Origin of the sequence: Pseudomonas syringae pv. tagetis (assembly GCF_022557255.1) — a bacterium.
Taxonomy (GTDB): Bacteria; Pseudomonadota; Gammaproteobacteria; order Pseudomonadales; family Pseudomonadaceae; genus Aquipseudomonas; species Aquipseudomonas caricapapayae.
The window spans coordinates 1,386,467-1,410,379 of record NZ_CP092923.1; the positions used below are offsets into that span (position 1 = coordinate 1,386,467).

The 23,913-nt window shown below is 58.8% G+C and carries 22 protein-coding genes; 18 read left to right on the forward strand and 4 right to left on the reverse strand.

The features are described from left to right. Positions 1 to 6 precede the first annotated feature (6 nt). The 15 genes from hscA to MME58_RS06295 all read left to right on the forward strand — a co-directional run bounded on the left by hscA (position 7) and on the right by MME58_RS06295 (position 14,316). Positions 7 to 1,869: a Fe-S protein assembly chaperone HscA gene (gene hscA, locus MME58_RS06225; RefSeq protein ID WP_055005342.1), complete on the forward strand. Its 1,863-nt coding sequence runs from the start codon at positions 7 to 9 to the stop codon at positions 1,867 to 1,869. A 3-nt stretch (positions 1,870 to 1,872) separates the two neighbouring features. Further along, positions 1,873 to 2,214 (forward strand): ISC system 2Fe-2S type ferredoxin, encoded by a 342-nt coding sequence (gene fdx, locus MME58_RS06230; RefSeq protein WP_054988607.1) that lies wholly within the window; start codon positions 1,873 to 1,875, stop codon positions 2,212 to 2,214. Between the two features lie 14 nt (positions 2,215 to 2,228). After that, positions 2,229 to 2,429 carry a Fe-S cluster assembly protein IscX gene (gene iscX / locus MME58_RS06235; protein WP_054988608.1) on the forward strand — a complete coding sequence of 67 codons (201 nt, stop codon included), beginning with the start codon at positions 2,229 to 2,231 and terminating at the stop codon, positions 2,427 to 2,429. Positions 2,430 to 2,525: 96 nt separating this feature from the next. Further along, positions 2,526 to 2,951, forward strand: a complete 426-nt coding sequence (gene ndk, locus MME58_RS06240) for a nucleoside-diphosphate kinase (protein WP_002552482.1) — start codon at positions 2,526 to 2,528, stop codon at positions 2,949 to 2,951. A gap of 33 nt (positions 2,952 to 2,984) precedes the next feature. Further along, positions 2,985 to 4,133, forward strand: coding sequence for a dual-specificity RNA methyltransferase RlmN (gene rlmN / locus MME58_RS06245; protein WP_054988609.1), 1,149 nt, complete (start codon positions 2,985 to 2,987; stop codon positions 4,131 to 4,133). Positions 4,134 to 4,159: 26 nt separating this feature from the next. Beyond that, positions 4,160 to 4,918 carry a type IV pilus biogenesis/stability protein PilW gene (pilW, locus tag MME58_RS06250; protein ID WP_055005296.1) on the forward strand — a complete coding sequence of 253 codons (759 nt, stop codon included), beginning with the start codon at positions 4,160 to 4,162 and terminating at the stop codon, positions 4,916 to 4,918. After that, positions 4,918 to 5,919, forward strand: coding sequence for a RodZ domain-containing protein (locus MME58_RS06255; RefSeq protein ID WP_054988611.1), 1,002 nt, complete (start codon positions 4,918 to 4,920; stop codon positions 5,917 to 5,919). Before pilW ends, MME58_RS06255 begins: the two co-directional genes overlap by 1 nt. Positions 5,920 to 5,922: 3 nt before the next feature. Continuing rightward, on the forward strand, positions 5,923 to 7,032 hold the full coding sequence (ispG, locus tag MME58_RS06260; protein WP_054988612.1) for a flavodoxin-dependent (E)-4-hydroxy-3-methylbut-2-enyl-diphosphate synthase: 1,110 nt from the start codon (positions 5,923 to 5,925) through the stop codon (positions 7,030 to 7,032). A gap of 22 nt (positions 7,033 to 7,054) precedes the next feature. Beyond that, a complete protein-coding gene (gene hisS, locus MME58_RS06265; protein WP_055005297.1) occupies positions 7,055 to 8,344 on the forward strand; it encodes a histidine--tRNA ligase in 1,290 nt (429 codons plus the stop codon). Between the two features lie 38 nt (positions 8,345 to 8,382). Then, positions 8,383 to 9,024, forward strand: coding sequence for a YfgM family protein (locus tag MME58_RS06270; RefSeq protein ID WP_054988614.1), 642 nt, complete (start codon positions 8,383 to 8,385; stop codon positions 9,022 to 9,024). After that, positions 9,017 to 10,171, forward strand: coding sequence for an outer membrane protein assembly factor BamB (gene bamB / locus MME58_RS06275; RefSeq protein WP_054988615.1), 1,155 nt, complete (start codon positions 9,017 to 9,019; stop codon positions 10,169 to 10,171). The genes MME58_RS06270 and bamB overlap by 8 nt, the downstream gene beginning before the upstream one ends. Before the next feature lie 138 nt (positions 10,172 to 10,309). After that, positions 10,310 to 11,782 (forward strand): ribosome biogenesis GTPase Der, encoded by a 1,473-nt coding sequence (gene der / locus MME58_RS06280; RefSeq protein WP_055005298.1) that lies wholly within the window; start codon positions 10,310 to 10,312, stop codon positions 11,780 to 11,782. Positions 11,783 to 11,892: 110 nt separating this feature from the next. After that, positions 11,893 to 13,041, forward strand: a complete 1,149-nt coding sequence (locus MME58_RS06285) for a pyridoxal phosphate-dependent aminotransferase (protein ID WP_055005299.1) — start codon at positions 11,893 to 11,895, stop codon at positions 13,039 to 13,041. After that, a complete protein-coding gene (locus tag MME58_RS06290; RefSeq protein ID WP_054988618.1) occupies positions 13,029 to 13,820 on the forward strand; it encodes an amidohydrolase in 792 nt (263 codons plus the stop codon). The genes MME58_RS06285 and MME58_RS06290 overlap by 13 nt, the downstream gene beginning before the upstream one ends. Positions 13,821 to 13,878: 58 nt before the next feature. Further along, entirely contained in the window at positions 13,879 to 14,316 is a 438-nt protein-coding gene (locus MME58_RS06295; RefSeq protein ID WP_054988619.1) for a hypothetical protein, read from the forward strand. A gap of 134 nt (positions 14,317 to 14,450) precedes the next feature. Here the strand turns inward: MME58_RS06295 and MME58_RS06300 are convergent, their stop codons facing one another. The 4 genes from MME58_RS06300 to xseA form a co-directional block, all read right to left on the reverse strand. Further along, positions 14,451 to 15,320 carry an isocitrate lyase/PEP mutase family protein gene (locus MME58_RS06300; protein WP_002552494.1) on the reverse strand — a complete coding sequence of 290 codons (870 nt, stop codon included), beginning with the start codon at positions 15,318 to 15,320 and terminating at the stop codon, positions 14,451 to 14,453. A 354-nt stretch (positions 15,321 to 15,674) separates the two neighbouring features. Further along, complete coding sequence (gene leuA / locus MME58_RS06305) at positions 15,675 to 17,345, reverse strand: 2-isopropylmalate synthase (RefSeq protein WP_054988620.1); 1,671 nt, start codon at positions 17,343 to 17,345, stop codon at positions 15,675 to 15,677. A 370-nt stretch (positions 17,346 to 17,715) separates the two neighbouring features. Beyond that, a complete protein-coding gene (locus tag MME58_RS06310) occupies positions 17,716 to 18,540 on the reverse strand; it encodes a M23 family metallopeptidase (RefSeq protein ID WP_054988621.1) in 825 nt (274 codons plus the stop codon). Positions 18,541 to 18,547: 7 nt separating this feature from the next. Then, complete coding sequence (xseA, locus tag MME58_RS06315; protein ID WP_162491440.1) at positions 18,548 to 19,927, reverse strand: exodeoxyribonuclease VII large subunit; 1,380 nt, start codon at positions 19,925 to 19,927, stop codon at positions 18,548 to 18,550. A 131-nt stretch (positions 19,928 to 20,058) separates the two neighbouring features. Here xseA and MME58_RS06320 point away from each other — a divergent pair, with 131 nt between their 5' ends. The 3 genes from MME58_RS06320 (at position 20,059) to guaA (ending at position 23,854) form a co-directional block, all read left to right on the forward strand. Beyond that, the gene (locus MME58_RS06320) at positions 20,059 to 20,607 is read left to right on the forward strand and encodes a hypothetical protein (protein ID WP_054988623.1); all 549 of its coding nucleotides are present in this window, start codon (positions 20,059 to 20,061) and stop codon (positions 20,605 to 20,607) included. 94 nt (positions 20,608 to 20,701) lie between these two features. Beyond that, entirely contained in the window at positions 20,702 to 22,171 is a 1,470-nt protein-coding gene (gene guaB, locus MME58_RS06325; RefSeq protein WP_003433443.1) for an IMP dehydrogenase, read from the forward strand. A 105-nt stretch (positions 22,172 to 22,276) separates the two neighbouring features. After that, positions 22,277 to 23,854 carry a glutamine-hydrolyzing GMP synthase gene (gene guaA, locus MME58_RS06330; RefSeq protein WP_054988624.1) on the forward strand — a complete coding sequence of 526 codons (1,578 nt, stop codon included), beginning with the start codon at positions 22,277 to 22,279 and terminating at the stop codon, positions 23,852 to 23,854. Positions 23,855 to 23,913: the final 59 nt, after the last annotated feature.

Here is a 23,913-nt window from a genome sequence, read left to right on the forward strand (position 1 = left end):
AACAGCATGGCTTTACTGCAGATCGCCGAACCCGGCCTGAGTCCTCAACCGCATCAGCGCCGTCTGGCTGTGGGTATCGACCTGGGCACTACCAACTCTCTGGTTGCTGCAGTGCGCAGCGGCCTGTCCGAACCGCTGGCCGATGCAGAAGGGCAGGTTATTCTGCCGTCTGCCGTGCGCTATCACGCTGACCGTGTCGAGGTCGGGCAGTCAGCGAAATCCGCTGCGTCACAGGACCCTTTCAACACCGTTCTTTCGGTCAAGCGTCTGATGGGTCGCGGGCTGACTGACGTCAAGCAACTGGGCGAACAACTGCCTTATCGCTTCGTCGGTGGTGAGTCGCATATGCCGTTCATCGAAACCGTACAGGGGCCTAAAAGCCCGGTCGAAGTGTCTGCCGATATTCTCAAGGTCTTGCGCCAGCGAGCCGAGTCCGCATTGGGCGGCGAACTGGTGGGCGCGGTGATCACCGTTCCTGCCTATTTCGACGACGCTCAGCGTCAGGCCACCAAGGATGCCGCCAGGCTGGCGGGTCTCAATGTTTTGCGCCTGCTCAACGAGCCAACGGCTGCTGCTGTCGCCTATGGTCTGGATCAGAAAGCCGAAGGTGTGGTGGCTATCTATGACCTAGGCGGCGGGACGTTCGATATATCGATCCTGCGCCTGACTGGCGGTGTGTTTGAAGTGCTGGCCACTGGCGGCGACACCGCGCTGGGCGGCGATGACTTCGATCACGCCATCGCGAACTGGATTGTTGCCGATGCCGGTCTGTCTGCCGACCTGGACCCTTCCGCCCAGCGTAACCTGCTGCAGGCAGCCTGCTCGGCCAAGGAAGCACTGACCGACGCCCAGTCTGTTGAAATTGCCTACGGTGAATGGCGCGGCACGCTGACCCGTGATGCATTCGATGCGCTGATCGAACCTATGATTGCACGCAGTCTCAAGGCCTGTCGTCGTGCAGTGCGTGATACCGGTATCGAGCTTGACGAGGTCGAGGCCGTGGTCATGGTCGGTGGTTCGACGCGTGTTCCGCGTGTGCGTGAGGCAGTTGCCGAATTGTTCGGCCGTCAGCCGCTGACCCAGATTGACCCGGACCAGGTGGTGGCCATCGGTGCTGCGATACAGGCCGATACACTGGCAGGCAACAAGCATGATGGTAGCGAGTTGCTTCTGCTTGACGTGATTCCGCTGTCTCTCGGGCTGGAAACAATGGGTGGGCTGATGGAAAAGGTCATCCCGCGTAACACCACCATTCCTGTAGCGCGTGGTCAGGAATTCACCACGTACAAGGATGGCCAGACGGCCATGAAGATTCATGTGTTGCAGGGCGAACGCGAATTGATCAGCGACTGTCGATCGCTAGCGCGTTTCGAACTGCGTGGCATCCCGCCAATGGTTGCGGGTGCTGCGAAGATTCGTATCACCTTTCAGGTCGACGCCGACGGTTTGCTCAGCGTTTCGGCGCGTGAGATGGGGTCGGGCATTGAGTCGAGCATTCAGGTCAAGCCATCCTACGGGCTGACCGATGACGAGGTGACTCGCATGCTCAAGGATTCCTTCGAGTACGCGGGTGATGACAAGGTCGCCCGTGTGCTGCGCGAGCACCAGGTTGACGCCGAGCGCCTGCTCGAAGCCGTTCAAGGTGCTCTGGAAGCGGATGGCGAGCGTCTCCTCGATGAAGAAGAGCTGCTGGTCATCAACCTGCAGATGGACGAATTACGTGAATTGATGCAAGGCACCGATGGTTACGCCATCGAGCAGCAGACTAAGCGTCTGTCGCAGGTGACCGACGCATTTGCTGCCCGACGCCTTGATTCGACGGTAAAAGCCGCATTGGCCGGGCGCAACTTGAATGAGATTGAGGAATAACTGATGCCGCAGGTGATTTTTCTGCCCCACGCCGAGCATTGCCCGGACGGGTTGGTTGTAGAAGTGGAGCCCGGCACGTCTATTCTCGACATTGCCCACGAGCACCACATCGAGATTGAAAGCGCCTGTGGTGGCGTGTGTGCCTGCACTACTTGTCATTGCGTCATTCGAGAGGGTTTCGACTCGCTGAACGAAGCCGACGAGCTGGAAGAGGACATGCTCGACAAGGCCTGGGGGCTGGAGGCTCAATCGCGCCTTTCCTGTCAGGCAATCGTCGGTAACGAAGACCTGACTGTCGAAATACCCAAGTATTCGCTCAATCACGCTGCTGAAGCGCCACACTGATTCAAGGATTGCTCATGAGTCTCAAATGGGTCGATGTGCAGGAAATTGCCATCCAACTGGCTGAAAGCCATCCGGAGATCAATCCGCTCGCGGTGAGTTTCCCCAGGTTGCGCGATCTGGTGATTGCCTTGCCTGAGTTCGATGACGACCCCGCCCGCAGCGGGGAGAAGGTTCTCGAAGCGATCCAGGGGTTATGGATCGAAGAGCTGGATTGACGTTCAGTAACGTACGCCGTTAGGCAATACACCAGAACCCGCGTATAATTCGCGGGTTTAATTTTTCGCTTAAATCACTGTTTCTGGAGTTTCACCATGGCTGTTCAACGTACTTTCTCCATCATCAAGCCTGACGCCGTTGCAAAGAACGTAATCGGCGAGATCACCACTCGTTTCGAAAAAGCCGGTCTGCGCGTTGTCGCTTCCAAGCTGAAGCAGCTGTCCAAGGCCGAAGCTGAAGGTTTCTACGCTGAGCATAGCGCTCGTGGTTTCTTCGGCGACCTGGTTGCGTTCATGATCTCCGGTCCGGTTGTGGTTCAGGTTCTGGAAGGCGAAAACGCTATCGCTCTGAACCGTGAGCTGATGGGCGCTACCAACCCTAAAGAAGCTGCTGCCGGCACCATCCGCGCCGATTTCGCTGATTCCATCGATGCCAACGCTGTTCACGGCTCCGATTCCGAAGCAGCTGCTGCTCGCGAAATCTCGTACTTCTTCGCCGCTACCGAAGTAACCGCTCGCTAAGTCATTTTTGACTGACGAGTGAAGGGTGAATTCATGATTGCATCGACTGGTAAAACCAACCTGCTGGGACTGACTCAACAGGAAATGGAGAAATTCTTCGACTCTATCGGGGAGAAGCGCTTCCGTGCCGGTCAGGTCATGAAGTGGATTCACCACTTCGGCGTCGAAGATTTCGACGCAATGACGAACGTCAGCAAGGCCCTGCGCGAAAAGCTCAAGGCGTGTGCCGAGGTTCGCGGTCCTGAAGTGGTCAGCGAGGACATCTCCAGCGACGGCACCCGTAAATGGGTCGTGCGCGTAGAGTCCGGCAGCTGTGTCGAGACCGTCTATATTCCGCAGGGCAAGCGCGGCACCTTGTGTGTTTCGTCCCAGGCGGGCTGTGCCCTGGATTGCAGTTTCTGCTCCACCGGCAAGCAAGGCTTCAACAGCAACCTCACCGCCGCCGAAGTCATCGGTCAGGTGTGGATTGCCAACAAATCCTTTGGCAGCGTCCCGGCGACCGTCGACCGTGCCATCACCAACGTGGTGATGATGGGCATGGGTGAGCCGCTGCTGAACTTCGACAATGTCATTGCCGCCATGCGTCTGATGATGGACGACCTGGGGTATGGCATATCCAAGCGCCGGGTGACGTTGTCCACCTCCGGTGTGGTACCGATGATCGATGAGCTTGCGAAGCACATTGACGTTTCCCTGGCCTTGTCGCTGCACGCACCCAACGATGCGTTGCGCAACCAGTTGGTGCCGATCAACAAGAAATACCCGTTGCAGATGCTTCTCGAGTCCTGCCGCCGTTACATGTCCAGCCTGGGCGAAAAGCGTGTACTCACCATCGAGTACACGATGCTCAAGGACATTAATGACAAGGTCGAGCACGCCGTCGAGATGATCGAACTGCTCAAGGACACGCCTTGCAAGATCAACCTGATCCCGTTCAACCCGTTTCCGCACTCCGGATACGAGCGTCCCAGCAACAACGCGATCCGTCGTTTTCAGGACCTGTTGCATCAGGCCGGTTATAACGTCACTGTGCGCACCACGCGCGGTGAAGACATTGATGCTGCATGCGGCCAACTGGTCGGGCAGGTGATGGACCGCACGCGCCGTAGTGAACGCTACATCGCTGTGCGTGAGTTGAGCGCCGAGGCCGACACGGTGCCGGTTGCGGCAACTCGAACCTGACTGCCAACCTGATCGAGAGAGACTCCATGTCTGTGCGTGCCTCGCTGCTGCTGTGTGTTGCCATGTTGCTGACGGCGTGCGTGTCCACCGGCAACGTCAACCCGCTGACGACAGCGCAGGGACGTGAAGAAGCGCGCAGGGCTTACGTGCAGCTTGGATTGGGTTACTTTCAGCAGGGGCAGACCGAACGGGCCAAGGTTCCGCTGAAAAAGGCACTCGAACTGGACAGTTCCGATGCGCAGGCCAATGCCGCGCTGGCCCTGGTTTTTCAGACCGAGATGGAGCCGGAGCTTGCAGAGCAATATTTTCGCAAGGCACTGGCTTCCAGCAACAACGAAACACGTATCGTCAATAATTACGGCAGTTTTCTGTTCGAACAAAAACGTTACAAGGAAGCCTACGAGCGTTTTGAACAGGCGGCTGCCGACAACCTGTATCCTGAGCGGTCACGGGTCTTTGAAAGCCTGGGCATGACTTCGCTGAAACTGGGTGATCGCGAGCAGGCCCGTGAGCACTTTACCAAGGCGTTGCGCCTTGACCGCCAGTTGCCGCGATCCTTGCTGGAAATGGCGCAGATGTCCTACGAAGACAAGCAATATGTGCCAGCACGTGATTATTACGACCGTTTTAGCCAGCTCAGCGAGCAAAATGCACGTAGTCTATTGCTCGGTACGCGTCTGGCGAAGATCTATGATGATCGTAACAAGGCGGCCAGTTTTGGTCTGCTGTTGAAAAGACTCTATCCCGGTACGCCGGAATATCAGCAATACCTGTCGGAGCAATGATGAAAGCGGCGCATCCCGAAGTTGTAGCAACCACCCGCGTGAACCCTGGAGAAACCCTGCGCCAGGTCCGCGAGAGCAGGAGCTGGTCGCTGCCAGATGTGGCTTTGAGACTGAACCTCACCGTGACCTCCTTGAGCAATCTGGAGAACGGCCATTTTGAAAAACTGCCTGGGCATACGTTCGCCCGGGGGTATGTACGCGCTTACGCCAAATTGCTCGATCTCGATCAGGCGGCGCTGGTCGAGCAGTTCGACCAGTTCACCGGCACCGATGGCAAGGGCAGTTCGGTTCATGCACTGGGCCGTATTGAAGAGCCGGTCAGGCTGTCACACAACATTCTGCGCATCGTCAGTCTTTTGTTGCTGGTGATACTGGTCGGCGGTGGTTTCTTCTGGTGGCAGGATCAGGCCTCTCTGCGCGGCAAGGATCAGTCCGGGTTGAACATGGAGCACGTCGAAGTCGAAAGCGCCGACGGCACCACGCAGATCCATCCGCTGGATGAGCCGGAAGAGCCCGCAGTGGCTGAAACGCCCGCCCCCGGTCAGACCTCTCTGCCGTTGAATACCGGTGCGCCTGCAAGTGAGGCGCCTGCCACTGCGCCTGCGGCCCCGGCTTCAAACGTCACAGGTCACGCAACGACACAACCACAGACACCTGCTGCTACGCCATCGGCGAGCACTCCTCAGGCTCCCGTTGCTGCGCCGACCGTCCCTTCGATGCCGACTGCGCCAGCCGAGCAACCCGCGCCTGTCGTGGCGGGTGCCGGTCAGGTCACGGTGCAATTCGTCGCCGATTGCTGGACTCAGGTTACCGACGGAAACGGCAAAGTGCTGGTGAGCGGTCTAAAGCGCAAGGGCGATAGCCTTGACGTCAGCGGCAAGCCGCCATTGACCCTGCGTCTGGGCTTCGCGCGCGGTGCACAGGTCAGCTACAACGGTCAGCCTGTAGACGTGGCACCTTTTACCAGCGGCGAAACTGCTCGCCTGAAGCTAGGGCAATAAGTCATGCACGGCGAATCTCCAATCAAGCGTCGCGAATCCCGAAAAATATGGGTCGGTTCCGTACCGGTCGGCGGTGATGCGCCGATCGCGGTGCAGAGCATGACCAACAGCGATACCAATGATGTCGCTGCCACCGTGGCCCAGATCAATCGTCTGGAAGCGGCCGGCGTCGACATCGTGCGTGTTTCCGTACCGGACATGGACGCCGCCGAGGCCTTTGGGCGTATCAAGCAACTGGTCAAGGTGCCGCTGGTCGCCGATATCCATTTCGATTACCGCATTGCGTTGCGTGTGGCGGAGCTGGGTGTCGACTGTCTGCGTATCAATCCGGGCAATATCGGTCGCGAAGACCGTGTGCGGGCCGTGGTCGATGCTGCGCGTGATCGCGGTATTCCGATCCGGATCGGCGTCAATGCCGGATCGCTGGAAAAAGACCTGCAGAAGAAGTATGGCGAGCCAACGCCGGAAGCCCTCGTCGAGTCTGCGCTGCGTCACGTCGAACACCTGGAGCGCCTGAGCTTTCAGGACTTCAAGGTCAGCGTCAAAGCCTCCGATGTGTTCATGGCCGTCGCTGCCTACCGGCTGCTGGCCAAACAGATCGTCCAGCCGCTGCACCTGGGTATCACTGAGGCCGGTGGCTTGCGTTCAGGCACAGTGAAATCGGCTGTCGGTCTCGGTATGCTGCTCGCCGAAGGAATTGGCGATACTATCCGCATCTCGCTGGCTGCCGATCCCGTCGAGGAAGTGAAGGTCGGTTACGACATCCTCAAGTCCTTGCGCCTTCGTTCCCGTGGCATCAACTTCATCGCCTGCCCGAGTTGCTCGCGGCAGAACTTCGATGTTGTCAAGACCATGAACGAGCTTGAAGGTCGCCTCGAGGATTTGCTGGTGCCGCTCGATGTCGCAGTGATCGGTTGTGTGGTCAACGGTCCAGGCGAGGCCAAGGAGGCGCATATCGGCCTGACGGGCGGTACACCGAACCTGATCTACATCGACGGCAAGCCCGCGCAGAAACTGACCAACGACAATCTTGTGGACGAGCTTGAACGCTTGATTCGCGAGAAAGCGGCTGAAAAGGCCGAAGCCGACGCATCGGTCATCGTGCGCGGCTAACCAGGATTGCTAAGGATTTTCTGTGAGTAAGTCTCTACAAGCCATTCGTGGCATGAATGACATCCTGCCCGAGCAGACGCCGCTGTGGCGCCACTTCGAAGGCACTGTTTCACGACTGCTGGATAACTACGGTTACCGGCAGATTCGTATGCCTATCGTCGAATTCACCGAGCTGTTCAAGCGCTCCATCGGTGAAGTGACCGATATCGTCGAGAAAGAAATGTACACCTTCGCCGACCGCAACGGCGACTCCCTGACCCTGCGCCCGGAAGGCACTGCCGCCTGTGTGCGTGCGGTTCTGGAGCATGGCATCACCGGTGGCGGTCAGGTTCAGAAACTCTGGTACATCGGCCCGATGTTTCGTCACGAGCGGCCACAGAAAGGTCGTTATCGCCAGTTTCACCAGATTGGTGTAGAGGTCTTCAACCTTGATGGGCCGGACATCGACGCCGAACTGATTGTCATGACCTGGCGCCTCTGGGGCCTGCTGGGCATCCGCAATGCGGTCAAGCTCGAACTGAACAGCTTGGGCACCAGCGAGGCGCGTGCGCGCTATCGGGATGCGCTGGTCGAGTATCTGTCGGCACGTCTTGATCAACTCGACGAAGACAGCCAGCGCCGCCTGAAAACCAATCCGCTGCGGGTCCTCGATACCAAACACCCTGAAACCCAGGCTGTGCTGGTCGATGCACCGAAGCTGGCGGATTATCTGGATGATGAATCACGCGTTCACTTCGAAGGCCTGAAGGCCCGTCTGGACGCGGCAGGCATTCCTTATGTCATCAACCCGAAGCTGGTTCGCGGGCTGGACTATTACAGCAAGACCGTTTTCGAATGGGTCACCGATCAACTGGGTGCCCAGGGTACGGTCTGTGCCGGTGGTCGCTATGATGGCCTGGTCGAGCAGATGGGCGGCAAGCCCACTGCCGGCGTCGGTTTCGCGATGGGTATCGAACGACTGGTGCTGTTGCTGGAGACCCTTGAGCAGGTCCCCGAAGAAATTGCCCGTCAGGTCGATGTCTACCTGTGCGCCTTTGGCGAAGCGGCCGAGCTGGCGGCGCTGGCCCTCACCGAAAAGGTGCGTGATCAGTTGCCGAACCTGCGTTTACAGGTCAATGCCGGTGCCGGCAGCTTCAAAAGCCAGTTCAAGAAGGCCGACAAGAGTGGTGCGCTGTATGCGCTGATCCTCGGTGAAGAAGAACTTGCTGCACAGGTCATAGGCGTCAAACCTCTGCGTGGTCAGGGTGAACAACAAAATATTGCCTGGGATGCTCTCTCGGAGCACCTGGCCTCCTGCGTTGTGCAGGGTTGAAGCTGATTAACAGCCGTTTAGCGAATAGGAGTATTGGGGTGTCGGGTACCGAAGATGAAGAGCTGGCGGTAATGAAGGACTGGTGGCAGCGTAACGGCAAACCCCTGTTGACCGGTGGTCTGCTTGCGTTGGTCGTGGTCTTGGGTTGGCAGTTCTGGCACCGGTATCAGGCCGGCCAGTCGCAAGGCGCCTCGATGCTTTATCAGCAATTGCTGGAAACCGCACTGACGCCGAGTGGCCAGGCAGACACCGCCCGTGTCGCCGAAATATCCGGCAAACTGAAAAGCGAATTCGGTGGCACTACCTACGCACAGTTCGGTAGCCTGTTCGTCGCCAAGGTGGCGGTCGATGCCGGCAAGCTGGACGATGCCGTAGCCGAGCTGAAAACCGTGGCCGACAAGCCTGCCAACGACACGCTGGGTGAAATTGCCCGTCAACGTCTGGCTCGCGTGCTGGCTGCGCAGAACAAGACCGATGACGCGCTGAAGCTGCTCGACGGCGATGCCGACAAGGCTTTCCTCGCCAGTCGTGAAGAACTCAAGGGTGACCTGCTGGTACAGCTGGGTCGTACTGATGAGGCCTATGCTGCATACCAAAAGGCCAAATCCGCGCTGTCCGAAGACGCAGCGGTAGGTGGCCTGCAAATGAAGCTCGACGATCTGGCGAAAGGGGATGCGTGACGTGATTCGTTGGAAACATGCAGCATTGCTGGCTCTGGCCATTCTGGCCGCGGGTTGCAGCAGCAACAGCAAAAAGGAATTGCCTCCGGCCGAGCTGACCGACTTCAAAGAAGAAGTGGTTCTGCACAAGCAGTGGAGCCGTTCCATTGGCGACGGTCAGGGCAAGACGTACAACATGCTCGTGCCGGCCATTGATGGCGACCGCATCTATGCGGCTGACGTTACGGGTGAAGTCGTCTCGCTGGATCGTCTGACCGGTGACGTGATCTGGAAGAAAGACCTCGATCTGCCCGTTTCCGGTGCAGTCGGCGTAGGTTATGGCCTGGTGATGATCGGCACCCTCAAGGGTGAAGTCATTGCCATGGACGCTACTTCCGGTGAGGAAAAGTGGCGTGCTCGCGTGACCAGCGAAGTGCTGGCCCCGCCTGCCACCAACGGTTCCGTGGTCGTTGTCCAGACTCAGGATGACCGTATTGTCGGTTTCGACGCCTCTACCGGTTCGCAGCTCTGGATCTACGAAAGTACGCCAGCGGTACTGACGCTGCGTGGCACGGGAGCTCCGCTCGCAACCAACCGTCTCGCCGTGGCGGGTCTGTCGACCGGCAAGGTCGTCGCCCTGGATATCACCAACGGCGTACCGATCTGGGAGCAGCGTGTTGCCATCCCGCAAGGTCGCTCGGAACTGGATCGCGTGGTTGACATCGACGGCGGCCTGTTGCTGTCAGGCGGTACACTGTATGTCGCGACCTATCAGGGCCGCGTCGCAGGTCTGGAGCTGGAAAGCGGTCGTGTGCTCTGGCAGCGTGACGCTTCCAGCTACTCGGGCGTAGCCCAGGGCTTTGGCAGCGTTTACGCCACCCTGGCCTCCGGCACTGTAGAGGGTATCGACGAGCGTTCGTCTTCGGCACTGTGGAGCAACGAATCGCTGGCCCGTCGCCAACTGGGCGCGCCGGAAGTGTATTCCAGCTATGTAGCGGTCGGTGACATGGAAGGCTACCTTCATCTGCTGAGTCAGGTGGACGGTCGCTTTGTAGGTCGCGAACGTATCGACAGCGACGGCCTGCGCGCGCGTCCGCTGGTGGTTGGGGACATGATTTACGTGTATGGCAACAGCGGCAAACTGGAAGCCCTGACCATCAAGCAATAAGTGTCCATGCCCAAGGCTCATGGCCTTGGGTGCCCTTGCTTCGGCAAGGCTGCGGTGCCTTTGTGGCATTGCCCCGAACTCCGGCCGCTGCCCTGCAGCGGCTTTTGTATTTTCTGAAATAACGAAGTGGAGAGCCGCATGGTTCCCGTAATCGCCCTGGTGGGTCGACCGAACGTCGGCAAGTCCACCATGTTCAACCGCCTGACCAGGACTCGCGACGCCATTGTCGGCGATCTGTCCGGTCTTACCCGTGATCGCCAATACGGAGAGGCGAAGTGGCAAGGGCGCTCCTATATTCTGATCGACACCGGCGGTATCTCCGGTGACGAGCATGGCATGGACGAAAAGATGGCCGAGCAGTCGCTGCTGGCCATTGAAGAAGCCGATGTGGTGCTGTTTCTGGTGGATGCCCGTGCAGGCTACACCGCTGCTGATCAGATGATTGGTGAGCACCTGCGCAAACGCAACAAGCGTTCCTACGTGGTAGCCAACAAGATCGACAACATCGATGAAAACCTGGCGCGTGCCGAGTTCAGCCCGATGGGTCTGGGCGACGCCATTCCGGTAGCCGGTGCCCACGGTCGTGGCATCTCGCAGATGCTCGAAATCGCCCTGCGGGACTTTCCCAAGGACGAAGACGAGCTGGAGGAAGGCGAGGAGGTCGAGGAAGTCGCCGAAGGTCAGGAAGCCAAGCGCATTCCAGGCCCGAGCGAAAAGGACGGCATCAAGATCGCCATCATCGGTCGTCCCAACGTCGGCAAATCGACGCTGGTCAACCGCATGCTGGGTGAAGACCGGGTTATTGTCTATGACGAGCCGGGCACGACACGCGACAGTATCTACATTCCCTTCGAACGTAACGAAGAGAAGTACACGCTGATCGACACTGCCGGTGTGCGCAAGCGCGGCAAGATCCACGAGGAAGTCGAGAAGTTCTCGGTGGTCAAGACGCTGCAGGCCATCAAAGACGCCAACGTGGTGATTTTTGTGATGGACGCCCGTGAAGGGGTGGTCGACCATGACCTGAACCTGCTGGGCTTCGCCCTTGAAGCCGGTCGTGCGCTGGTCATTGCGCTGAACAAGTGGGATGGCATGACGCCGGGCGAACGTGATTTCGTGAAAATCGAGCTGGAACGCCGGCTTTTCTTCGTCGACTTTGCAGACATCCACTTCATTTCCGCAATGCATGGCACGGGCGTGGGCAACCTGTATCAGTCGGTACAGAACTCGTTCAAGTCTGCCGTAACTCGCTGGCCAACCAGCCGCCTGACCCAGATTCTGGAAGATGCGGTCAGCGAGCATGCGCCACCGATGGTCGGCAGCCGACGCATCAAGCTGCGCTACGCTCACTTGGGCGGTGCCAACCCGCCGTTGATCGTGATTCACGGCAACCAGGTCGAGAAAGTACCCAAGTCCTATGTCCGTTATCTGGAAAACACCTATCGCCGCGTGCTCAAGCTGGTTGGTACGCCGATCCGCATCGAGTTCAAGGGTGGCGAGAACCCGTATGAAGGCAACAAGAACACGCTGACTGACCGTCAGGTCAACAAAAAGCGTCGAATGATGTCGCACCACAAGAAAGCCGACAAGAAGCGCCGCGACAAGCGCTGAACCGGCAGCAGGAAAAAGGCGCTTCGGCGCCTTTTTTTGTGCCCGTTTTATGGGCTATCCTGCCTGACCCCGTGCCGCCCGGTGTCGGGAGATTGCAGGGAAAGGGTTCCATGATCGACAGCAAGTTGCCCAACGTGGGCACCACTATCTTCACCGTCATGTCACAGCTGGCCGCCGAAACCGGTGCTATGAACCTGTCCCAGGGGTTTCCCGATTTCGACGGACCGCCGGCGCTGCGCGATGCGGTCTGCCGACATGTCACTCAAGGCCATAACCAGTACTCACCGATGACCGGGCTGCCTGCGCTTCGTCAGCAGGTGGCGGCAAAGATCGCCCGCAGTTACAGGCGTGAGGTTAACCCTGACAGCGAAATCACCATTACGCCCGGTGCTACTCAGGCGATTTTCTGCGCGATCCAGAGCGTTATCCGAACCGGTGACGAGGTGATTATTTTCGACCCTTGCTATGACAGCTATGAACCTGCTGTCGAGCTGGCCGGAGGGCGCTGCGTTCACGTGCAACTGGCACTCGATGACTTTTCCATTGACTGGCAAAAGCTGACCGATGCGCTGAGCCCGCGCACACGCATGATCGTCATCAACAGCCCGCACAACCCGAGCGGGGCCCTGATCAGTCGCGCCGAGCTTGATCGATTGGCCGCACTGATTGCCGAGCGCGATATCTACCTGCTCAGTGATGAAGTCTACGAACATCTGGTGTTCGACGGCGCACGCCATGTCAGTGTGCTTGACCACGAAGCGCTGTATCAGCGCGCTTTTGTCGTCAGCTCTTTCGGCAAGACGTATCACGTTACCGGCTGGAAAACCGGCTATGTGGTCGCACCTCCTGCGCTGACTGCCGAATTGCGCAAGGTGCATCAGTACGTGAGTTTCTGTGGTGTGACGCCGTTGCAGTACGCACTGGCCGATTTCATGGCTGAGCACCCTGAGCATGTTGATGAGTTGCCCGCCTTTTATCAGGCCAAGCGGGATTTTTTCTGTGGTCATCTGGCTGAATCGCGTTTCAGCTTCAGGCCGGTCGGTGGCACTTATTTTCAATTGGTGGACTATTCGCAGATTCGGCCTGATCTGAACGATGTGGACATGGCTCTGTGGATGACCCGTGAGCACGGTGTGGCGAGCATTCCGATCTCTGTGTTCTACCAGAGCCCGCCAGCAGGACAGCGCCTGATTCGCCTGTGTTTCGCCAAGCAAGAAGCAACCTTGCTTCAGGCTGCGGAGAAACTATGCGCGATATAAGTGAACTGCCGAACCTGAATCTCGCGCTGATCCAGACCACGCTGGCCTGGCATGATCGCGAGGCCAACCTCGAGCACTTCGAGCAACTGCTCGACCAGGCGCGCGGTGTTGATCTGGTGATCCTCCCGGAAATGTTCACCACCGGGTTCTCGATGGAGTCCGAAGCCCTGGCCGAGCCGGAAGCCGGGCCGACATCAACATGGCTGCTGGCGCAGGCCAGACGCATCAACGCGGTGGTGACCGGCAGCGTCATCATCCGCGCTGCCGATGGCAGCCATCGCAACCGCCTGCTGTGGGCACGACCGGATGGTGAGTTGCTGCATTACGACAAGCGTCATCTGTTTCGCATGGCCGGTGAGCATGAGCACTACACGCCGGGCGAGCGTCAGGTGATGTTTGAGCTCAACGGCTGGCGTATTCGTCCGCTGATCTGCTATGACCTGCGCTTCCCGGTCTGGAGCCGTGATGCCGAGGGCACCGACTTGCTGGTGTACACCGCCAACTGGCCCGGCGCTCGACGTCTGCACTGGAATCGCCTGCTGCCTGCCAGAGCTATCGAAAACCTCTGCTATGTAGCTGCAGTCAATCGAGTGGGCTCGGATGGCAAGGGCTTTGCGTACACGGGTGACAGTCAGGTTATGGATTTTCAGGGTGAAGGCGTCTTGAGTGCTGGCGAAGCTGATGGCGTATTCAAGGCGACCCTCAGCGCTGCTGATCTGCAGGCCTATCGCACCCGGTTCCCGGCCGGGCTGGATGCTGATTCATTTATTGTTCATTAAATTGCTTCAGATTGTTACGGGGCAGCCGATAGGTAGTCCAGACCCTCAGGAGATTGCCATGACTACTATCAACACTTCCACGTTGAACACTTATTCCAGTTCACTGACCCTAACAGTCAAAAATCCCGATGCCGAGGCAACCAAGGCCGCCACTGCGAGCACAACGGAAGCCGAAAAGACGTCCGATCAGGCCTCGACAGAGGGTGGCAAGGCAGGCGCTGCAGCAGGCGGGGGCAGTGCTGGTGGTTCAACTAAAGCGGCACTTGAAGAAACGATCGAGAAAATAAAACAACAGATCAAGGAAGCTCAGAAGCAATTGGCCCAGCAGCAGGCTCAATTGGCTGCGGCCCAAAGCGGTAAAGGTACGCCAGAAGAGAAAGCTCAGAAGGCTTTGGCGATCCAGGCACAGATCTCGGCCACCAGTGCCAATCTGCAAACGTTGCAAGGCTCGCTGTTGCAACTGCAGACCGAAGGCGGCGTCAACACCACTGCGTGATCTTTTCCGCAAGAGCGTCTGAAGTGACGCTCGATGCGTTCACGCTCCGCATGGGTATGCTGTCTGGCTGTCTGGACGTACTGCGTCCGCTTCTGGTCAGGCGGCGCAGCGTCCAGAGTCAGTCATCCTGCCTGTTACTCATTCACGTTCATGAACTTGCGGGCCCACTCTACGTAGTCTTCGGGCTGAGTATAGGTGTGGGTCAATTCCGTAGCGCTCATGTTCGACTCGCTGCCCAGTATCTGGCGTTGCTCGCGCAGGCAGTCGTAGGTGGCCTTGATCGCGGCAAAGTACGCAGCATGGCCATGCACGCAGACCCTGACGCCCATCTCGGCGAGACGTGCATTGTCGTGCAGTTCCGGGTTGCCGTATGTGACCAGCATCAGCGGCACGGTCACGCCTTCGGATATCTGTGCCAGGTGATCAAAGTCACGAATGCCGACAATGGTGATGCCATCAGCGCCAGCGGCCTGATACTGCTGAACCCGGCTGATGGCTTCCTGAACCGGGATGATTGCCGCATTGGTACGAGCGAAAATCGACATCTCCGGATCGACACGTGCTTCCAGCGCTGCGCGGATCTTGCCGACGCCTTCAGCCGTGGAAATCAGGTCAGTGGACTTACGCCCGAATTGCGCAGGCAGCAGGGTATCTTCAATCGTCAGCGCAGAAATACCGGCGCGTTCCAGTTCGACCACGGTACGCATGACGTTAAGGGCATTGCCATAACCATGGTCTGCGTCCGCGATGACCGGGAGCTGCGCGACACGGCCGATGCGCGTGGCCTGTTCAACGAATTCGCTCAGGGTGATCAATGCGAAGTCAGGTGCTGCCAGTACCTGCAGCGACGCGACGGAGCCGCCGAGGATGCCTACTTCAAAGCCCAGATCCGCTGCGATTCGCGCTGACATGGGGTCGAACACCGAGGCTGTGTGAAAGCACGAATTCGACGAGGTAAGCGCCCGGAAACTGCGGCGCAAATCTTGATGGGAAGCCTTGGGCATAATCGCTCCAAATGTGATTGGATCAGCTCAGCGTACCGAGGCCGATGGTAATTTCAATGCACGGTGGGTCTGCCCGAGCATTCTTTTCGTCCGGAAATCAATGCAATAGTCGTCTTGGTTTTATAGGAAAGATGCAGATGGCAGGTAAGTCCGGACGGGCATCGTCAGCATATGAATTGCTGTTGGATTGCGCCCGCGCAGGAGTAAAGGCAGCATGCTACCACAGCATAAATGAAAAAGATTATGCCGAAACAGGCAGGGTCATGCGTGGAATGCAAGAGGCTGGCGGGGAGGGAAGCGCAGGTTCGGTTTGCATCAGGATGGCGGACTTGCACCCGCCATCCTGCTGTCGACTCAGGCTGCTTTGGCCTGTGTCTGGCTCAGTGAGCGATTCAGTGCGCTGAACAGGGCTCGGAAGCTGGCGGTGGTAATGTTTTCATCAATGCCCACGCCATGCACGGCACGCTCGCCGTTCACTCGCAGTTCGATGTAGGCAGCGGCCTTGGCCGTGGTGCCCGAACCAATCGCATGCTCGTTGTAGTCCATGATTTCCACGGCCACCGGCAGACCGGCCACCAGCGCTTCCAGCGCGCCTTTACCCTTGCCGCGCCAATGCTGGGTTTCACCGTCGACATGCACTTCGGCATCCACCGAGCTGTTGCCGTTCTCTTCCTGCAACTTATGACTGATCAGCGCATACGGCACATTGGCTTGCAGGTATTCACGACGCAATAACGAGTGGATCTGCTCGGCGGTCATCTCCAGGCCCAGACGGTCGGTTTCACCCTGAACCACCTGACTGAACTCGATCTGCATGCGGCGTGGCAGGGAAATGCCATATTCCTGTTCCAGCAGGTATGTGATGCCACCCTTGCCTGACTGGCTGTTGACACGAATCACCGCTTCGTAGCTACGACCGATGTCGGCCGGGTCGATCGGCAGGTAAGGCACTTCCCACAACTCGCCTTCCTTCTGCTGGGTGAAACCCTTGCGGATAGCATCCTGGTGCGAGCCGGAGAATGCAGTGTGAACCAGGTCGCCGACGTAGGGGTGACGCGGGTGAACCGGAATCTGGTTGCATTCTTCGACAACCTTGCGCACGCCGTCGATGTCCGAAAAGTCCAGCTCGGGGTCGATGCCCTGGGTGTAAAGGTTCAGTGCAACCGTAACCAGGTCGACGTTACCGGTCCGCTCGCCGTTGCCGAACAGGCAGCCTTCGACACGATCCGCACCCGCCATCAGGCCCAGCTCGGTCGCAGCAACGCCAGTACCGCGGTCATTGTGCGTATGCAGGCTGATCAGCACGCTGTCGCGGCGGGTGATGTTGCGTCCGAACCACTCGATCTGGTCCGCATAAATGTTTGGCGTTGCTACTTCCACCGTAGCCGGGAGGTTGAGGATCACCTTGTTCTGAGGTGTCGGGTTCCAGACCTCGATCACGGCATCGCAGACTTCCTTGGCGAACTCCAGCTCGGTCGCACTGAAGGTTTCCGGCGAGTATTCGAAGGTCCACTGGGTTTCAGGCTGTTGTGCTGCGTATTTGACGAACAGCTTGGCCGCGTTGACCGCGATCTCCTTCACCCCGGCCTTGTCCTGATTGAAGACAATGCGGCGGAACGACGGGCTGGTCGCGTTATACAGGTGAACGATGGCTTTCTTGGCGCCGCGCAGCGATTCGAATGTGCGGGCGATCAGGTCTTCGCGAGCCTGGGTCAGGACCTGGATGGTGGTGTCATCCGGGATGTGGCCGTCTTCGATCAGGGTACGCACGAAGTCGAAGTCAGTCTGCGAAGCCGATGGAAAGGATGCCTCGATTTCCTTGACGCCGACGCTGACCAGGGTTTTCCAGAAGCGCAGCTTCTTGGCCGCGTCCATCGGTTCGATCAGCGACTGGTTGCCATCGCGCAGGTCGGAGCTGCACCAGATAGGCGCTGTATCGATGGTCTTCGAAGGCCAGGTGCGGTCAGGCAGATCAATGGTCGGGAACGCACGGTACTTCTTCGAGGGGTCTTTGAGCATGGTCATCAGGAAATCCTTTTGTATTCACGGGGCCGGGGTTGGGTCGGCCTGCCGTTCTGGATAGCACAGGGAATTACGAACATATGGGCGAGGCACAGCAATCTAGCCTGGCAGTCGGGCGCTGACCAGGCTGAGGCACCGGTGTTGGCGCAACAGAATGAGGGTTTGAGAGCTTTTCATGAGGCCAACCGTAACCATTGAGATGGATGATGGCAAGCACTTGAAAAAGATTGGGATAAATTCTCGAAAATGCGTTTTTATCGATCGTTTATAGCGACATTTCAAGATTTACAGTGCGCTTATTGTTGGCTCATAGCGATGTGCGCAAAGACAGGTTGCAGTGAGCAAGCGCCGCTGCGCTCGCTCACCGGATGGATCACGGCTGAAACGCGCCGATGAAGATCGCCGGATCGACGCGTGCGTCATTCAGGCTGACGTTCCAGTGCATGTGCGGGCCGGTTGCCCGACCGGTGGCACCGACTTTGCCGACCACGCCGCCACGCGGCACCAGGTCACCGACCTTCACGTCGATTTTCGACATGTGGCAAAACATGCTGATAAAGCCCTGGCCATGGTCAACGAATACCGTATTGCCATTGAAGAAGTAATTGCCGGTCAGGATGACCTTGCCTGCTGCTGGTGACTTGATCGGTGTGCCGGCCGGTACGGCGAAATCCAGCCCTGAATGCGGGTTGCGTTCCTCGCCGTTGAAGAAGCGGCGTACGCCGAATTTGCTCGACAGCGGGCCGTTGACCGGCTTGTCCAGAATCAGGTTGCTCGGCGTGCCGGGGCTGAAACTGCGGTAGGCGCGTAGCTGTTCAGCCAGTTCGCCTTCGATGCGTTTGTTGTCTTCGGGGTTGGGATTGACCTGACGTTTGTTCTTCAGGGTGATGTGCTGTTCCGGGTATTTCTTGCTGCCAACCGTAAAGTTGAGTGCCCGCCCGCCGGAGGTGATTTGCTGAGTACCGGGCTTGACGGTCAGTGGAATGCCGACGATCGCCAGCCAGCGCGTGCCCTGTTCCTGGACCACCAGCACCGGTTTGCCTTGATAGGTGGCTCTTGGCGCTTGCGCACCTGTGCCCAGATCAATAACGGCCACGCCGCCGGGCACCGGTTTGTCGAGGGCGCGGGTAATAAAGCTGTCGGCGTGGGCGGGCAGGCATAGCAGTAGCGCGAACAGCGGGGCGATAAGACGTAGCATCAGGCAGTCAGTCCAGAAGGGAAAGGGTCACGGGTGTGAGGTGGTTGTCTTCGACACGTACTTGCAGTTCGCCTTCGCCGAGCCTGGCGGTAAGTCGCTGGCCCGTCCTGGTTTGTGCGGCGTTACGGATCGCATGACCGCGCTCGTCGAGCAGGATGCTGTAGCCGCGCCCTAGTGTGGCGAGCGGGCTGACGACATTGAGGGTCTGCACCTGACTCTGCAGCTGCAGCTTGCGCGCTTTGATCTGATCGCGAATGGCTCTCGGCAGCCGCTCGGCCAACGCATCCAGACGCTGACGCAGGAAGGCCAGGGTTCGCCCTGGATGCTGGGCCGCAAGACGGCTTTCCATGTGGGCAAGACGCACCTGACGTTGATGCATGTTCTGTTCAAAGGCGCGGCGCAGGCGCATGTCCAGATCGTCCAGGCGTTGGGACTGCTGGCGCAACCGTTCGCCAGGGTGACGCAGACGCCGTGAAATACCTTCAAGACGCAGCCGCTCGCGCATCAGGCGATCCTGCATGCGGCTCACCAGTCGCCGGTGCAGGTTGTCGACGCGCCGATGCAGGTCGCTGGAATCCGGGGCGAGCAGTTCAGCGGCGGCGGAGGGCGTCGGAGCGCGCACGTCGGCGACAAAGTCGCTGATGGAAACATCGGTTTCATGCCCGACAGCGCTGACAATCGGCGTCACGCAGGCGTCGATGGCGCGGGCGACGGCTTCTTCGTTGAAGCACCACAGGTCCTCCAGCGAGCCGCCGCCACGGGCCAGGATCAGCGCATCGAAGCCTCTGCTGTCGGCCAGCTTTAGTGCGCGGACAATCTGGTTGATCGCCTCGCGGCCTTGAACGGCTGTGGGAATCAAGGTCAGCTCGACCCGTGGTGCGCGACGGCGGAACACGCTGATGATGTCGCGTATCACCGCACCGGTCGGTGAGCTGATGATACCGATACGTTGCGGGTGCAGTGGCAGAGCGACCTTGCGCTCGGCGCTGAACATGCCTTCGTCGCTGAGCTTGGCCTTCAATGCATCGAACGCCAGGCGCAATGCACCATCACCGGCAGGTTCCACTGTATCGAGAATCAACTGATAGTCGCCGCGGCCTTCAAATAGCGAAACCTTACCGCGCACCTTGACCTGCAAGCCGTCCTTGAGCGCCTGGCGCACGCGGGCTGCGCTCTGCCGGAACAACGCGCAGCGCACCTGCGCACCAGAGTCCTTGAGCGTGAAATACACATGACCCGAAGCCGGACGCGAGAGATTGGAAATCTCGCCTTCGACCCAGATACTGCTGAACACGTCCTCCAGCAACACCCGCGCACGGCCGTTCAGCTGGCTGACAGTAAGGACTTCCCGGTCGAGGCCGAGTCTTGCGAAAGGGTCTTTGATCATGTCGGGCATCATAATGGCAATGCAGGTCTGGCGCACGGGTCTGTATCGCCGCTTCGAGCAGGATTTCACCTTGACCAGAATCATCAGCCTATTAAGCTGCGGCCTCGAACAGTTTTAAGCGACGCTCCGTTATGAACACCCAAAGCATTATCGTCCCGCAAATCTCCACGTTCCCCGGGCACGAAGCCCGAGCGCGGTTGATCCTGCGCTGGCTGGTCAAACTCGATGTGGTCGAGCCGGAGCTGACGACCTGTGGGCGGACCTATAACAAGATGGCCTACGCGGTGGCACCCGGAGCGAAGCGGGTGGTGAAGAAGCCCGATGCGTTGCCGTTCGGGCAAACGGTCAACGGTCTGGAAGTTGTCACCAAACGCTGCATCTATACCCCCCTGAACGACTTTGCCGAGGAGGCCGGTTGCCCGGAGTGTCGTCGCGAAGTGGGGGAGGCGCTGTTCGATAGCCTGGAAGACTGGATGCCCGGCCACACGGATAACTTCACGTGCCCCGAATGTCGCCATGAAGATGACATCAACGGCTTTCTCTTTCTGGATGCCTGCGGGTTTTCCAACCTGGGTTTCATCTTCAATAACTGGCTGGATGCTTCGTTCGCGCAGTCCTTTCTGGACGACTTCGCCGAACGTCTTGATCGCCCAGTGTCTTTCGTTCATGTGCGTCTATAAACAGCTTTGATAATAGGCTGAGGTTTACATTGAGCCGGGCGGGGTCTGTAGGTATAATGGCGCGCTTCCAATTTCCCGCCCGGGAGCCCCCGCGATGCTGCGTATCAGTCAAGAAGCCCTTACATTCGACGACATTCTCCTTGTGCCCGGTTATTCCGAGGTGCTTCCTAACGAAGTCAGTCTGAAAACCCGTTTGACCCGTGGCATCGAGCTGAATATACCTTTGGTCTCTGCTGCAATGGATACAGTCACCGAGGCCCGTCTGGCGATTGCCATGGCCCAGGAAGGCGGTATCGGTATCATCCACAAGAACATGACCATCGAGCAGCAAGCTGCCGAAGTGCGCAAGGTCAAAAAGTTCGAGGCCGGTGTCGTCAAGGATCCGATCACGATCGAAGCCGATGCCACTGTCCGCGATCTGTTCGAACTCACTCGCATGCACAACATTTCCGGCGTACCGGTCCTGCACAATGGCGACCTGGTCGGCATTGTGACGTCCCGCGACGTACGCTTCGAAAACCGTCTTGATGTCCCGGTCCGTGAAGTGATGACGCCCAAAGAGCGTCTGGTCACCGTGCGTGAAGGCGCCGACAAGAACGAAGTGCGCGAACTGCTGCACAAGCACCGGCTTGAAAAAGTCCTGATCGTCGACGGCAACTTCGCGCTCAAGGGCATGATGACCGTCAAGGACATCGAAAAAGCCAAGGCTTACCCGCTGGCCAGCAAGGACGATCAGGCTCGCCTGCGTGTCGGCGCTGCAGTCGGTACCGGCAAGGACACTGGCGAGCGCGTCACCGCGCTGGTTGCTGCCGGCGTTGACGTTGTCGTGGTCGACACCGCTCACGGTCACTCCAAGGGTGTGATCGACCGCGTTCGCTGGGTCAAGGAAAACTTCCCTCAGGTACAGGTCATCGGCGGCAACATCGCTACCGGTGAGGCTGCCAGAGCGCTGGTTGCTGCAGGTGCCGATGCCGTCAAGGTCGGTATCGGCCCGGGCTCCATCTGCACCACGCGTATCGTTGCCGGTGTCGGCGTGCCGCAGATCAGCGCCATCGCCAACGTCTCTGCTGCCCTTGAAGGCACGGGCGTGCCGATGATCGCCGACGGCGGTATCCGCTTCTCCGGTGACCTGTCCAAGGCCATCGTGGCCGGTGCCTCCTGCGTGATGATGGGTTCGATGTTCGCCGGTACCGAAGAAGCGCCGGGCGAAATCGAGCTGTTTCAGGGGCGCTCCTACAAGGCTTATCGCGGCATGGGATCGCTGGGTGCAATGTCCCAGGCGCAAGGCTCGTCCGATCGCTACTTCCAGGATTCGTCTGCAGGTGCCGAGAAATTGGTACCGGAAGGTATCGAAGGTCGTGTGGCCTATAAAGGTCCGTTGTCGGCCATCATCCATCAGTTGATGGGCGGCCTGCGTTCCTCCATGGGTTACACCGGCAGTGCCGACATCGAGCAGATGCGCACCAAGCCCGAGTTCGTTCGCATCACCGGTGCCGGTATGGCTGAATCCCACGTCCATGACGTGCAGATCACCAAGGAAGCGCCTAACTATCGCGTTGGTTGATCCGGACTGCATCGGGGTGTGTGCCACGATGCAGGCCAACAAGTTTCATAGCCGGGGCTGTTGACGCAGCCCCGTGTCGTTTCTGTTTTTTGACGAGAATGAGTCATGGCCCTCGACATTCACGCCCACCGTATCCTGATCCTCGACTTCGGTTCCCAGTACACCCAGCTGATCGCCCGCCGCGTGCGCGAAATCGGCGTGTATTGCGAGCTGCATCCGTTTGACATGGACGACGAAGCGATTCGCGAATTCGCTCCAAAAGGCGTGATCCTCGCCGGCGGCCCCGAGTCCGTACACGAAGCCGACAGCCCGCGCTGCCCGCAGGCGGTATTTGACCTGGGTGTGCCGGTTTTCGGTATCTGCTACGGCATGCAGACCATGGCCGAGCAGTTGGGCGGCAAGGTTGCTGGTTCTGAGCTGCGCGAGTTCGGCTACGCGCGCGTTGACGTAGTCGGCAAAAGCCGTCTGCTCGATGGTATCGAAGACCATATCGACGCCGACGGCCTGTTTGGCCTCGACGTATGGATGAGTCACGGTGACAAGGTCACCAAACTGCCGGAAGACTTCCACATTCTGGCCAGTACCCCGAGCTGCCCGATTGCCGGTATGGCTGACGACGCTCGCGGTTACTACGGCGTGCAGTTCCACCCGGAAGTGACCCACACCAAGCAGGGCGGTCGCATCCTGTCGCGCTTCATCCTCGACATTTGCGGCTGTGAAGCACTGTGGACCCCCTCGAAGATTGCTGAAGACGCTATCGCTCAGGTTCGCGATCAGGTCGGTACTGACAACGTCCTGCTGGGCCTGTCCGGCGGCGTTGACTCCTCCGTGGTCGCGGCGCTGCTGCACAAGGCCATCGGCGATCAACTGACCTGCGTATTCGTCGACAACGGCCTGCTGCGCCTGCACGAAGGCGAGCAGGTGATGGCCATGTTCGCCGAGAACATGGGCGTCAAGGTGATCCGCGCCAACGCCGAAGAGCAGTTCCTGAACAACCTGGAAGGCGAGAGCGATCCAGAGAAAAAGCGCAAGATCATCGGCCGCACCTTCATCGACGTATTCGATGCCGAGTCCTGCAAGCTGGATAACATCAAGTACCTGGCGCAAGGCACCATCTACCCGGACGTCATCGAGTCGGCCGGCGCGAAAAGCGGCAAGGCCCACGTCATCAAGTCGCACCACAACGTGGGCGGCCTGCCGGAAGAAATGAACCTCAAACTGGTAGAGCCACTGCGCGAGCTGTTCAAGGACGAAGTCCGCCGCCTGGGCCTCGAACTCGGCCTGCCGTACGACATGGTCTACCGCCACCCATTCCCCGGCCCAGGCCTTGGCGTACGCATCCTTGGCGAAGTGAAGAAGGAATACGCCGACCTCCTGCGTCGTGCCGACCACATCTTCATCGAAGAACTGCGCAAGGCCGACTGGTATCACAAAGTCAGCCAAGCGTTCGTAGTGTTCCAGCCGGTCAAATCAGTCGGCGTCGTCGGTGACGGCCGCCGCTACGCCTGGGTCGTCGCGCTGCGCGCTGTCGAAACCATCGACTTCATGACCGCTCGCTGGGCGCACCTGCCTTATGAGCTGCTGGAGACGGTAAGCGGTCGGATCATCAACGAGATCGAAGGGATTTCGCGGGTGACTTATGACGTGTCGAGCAAGCCGCCGGCTACGATTGAGTGGGAATGATTTTAGCGTTGCTTAGGTAGTAATAGAAACCCAGCTAAGCTGGGTTTTTATCGACTGTA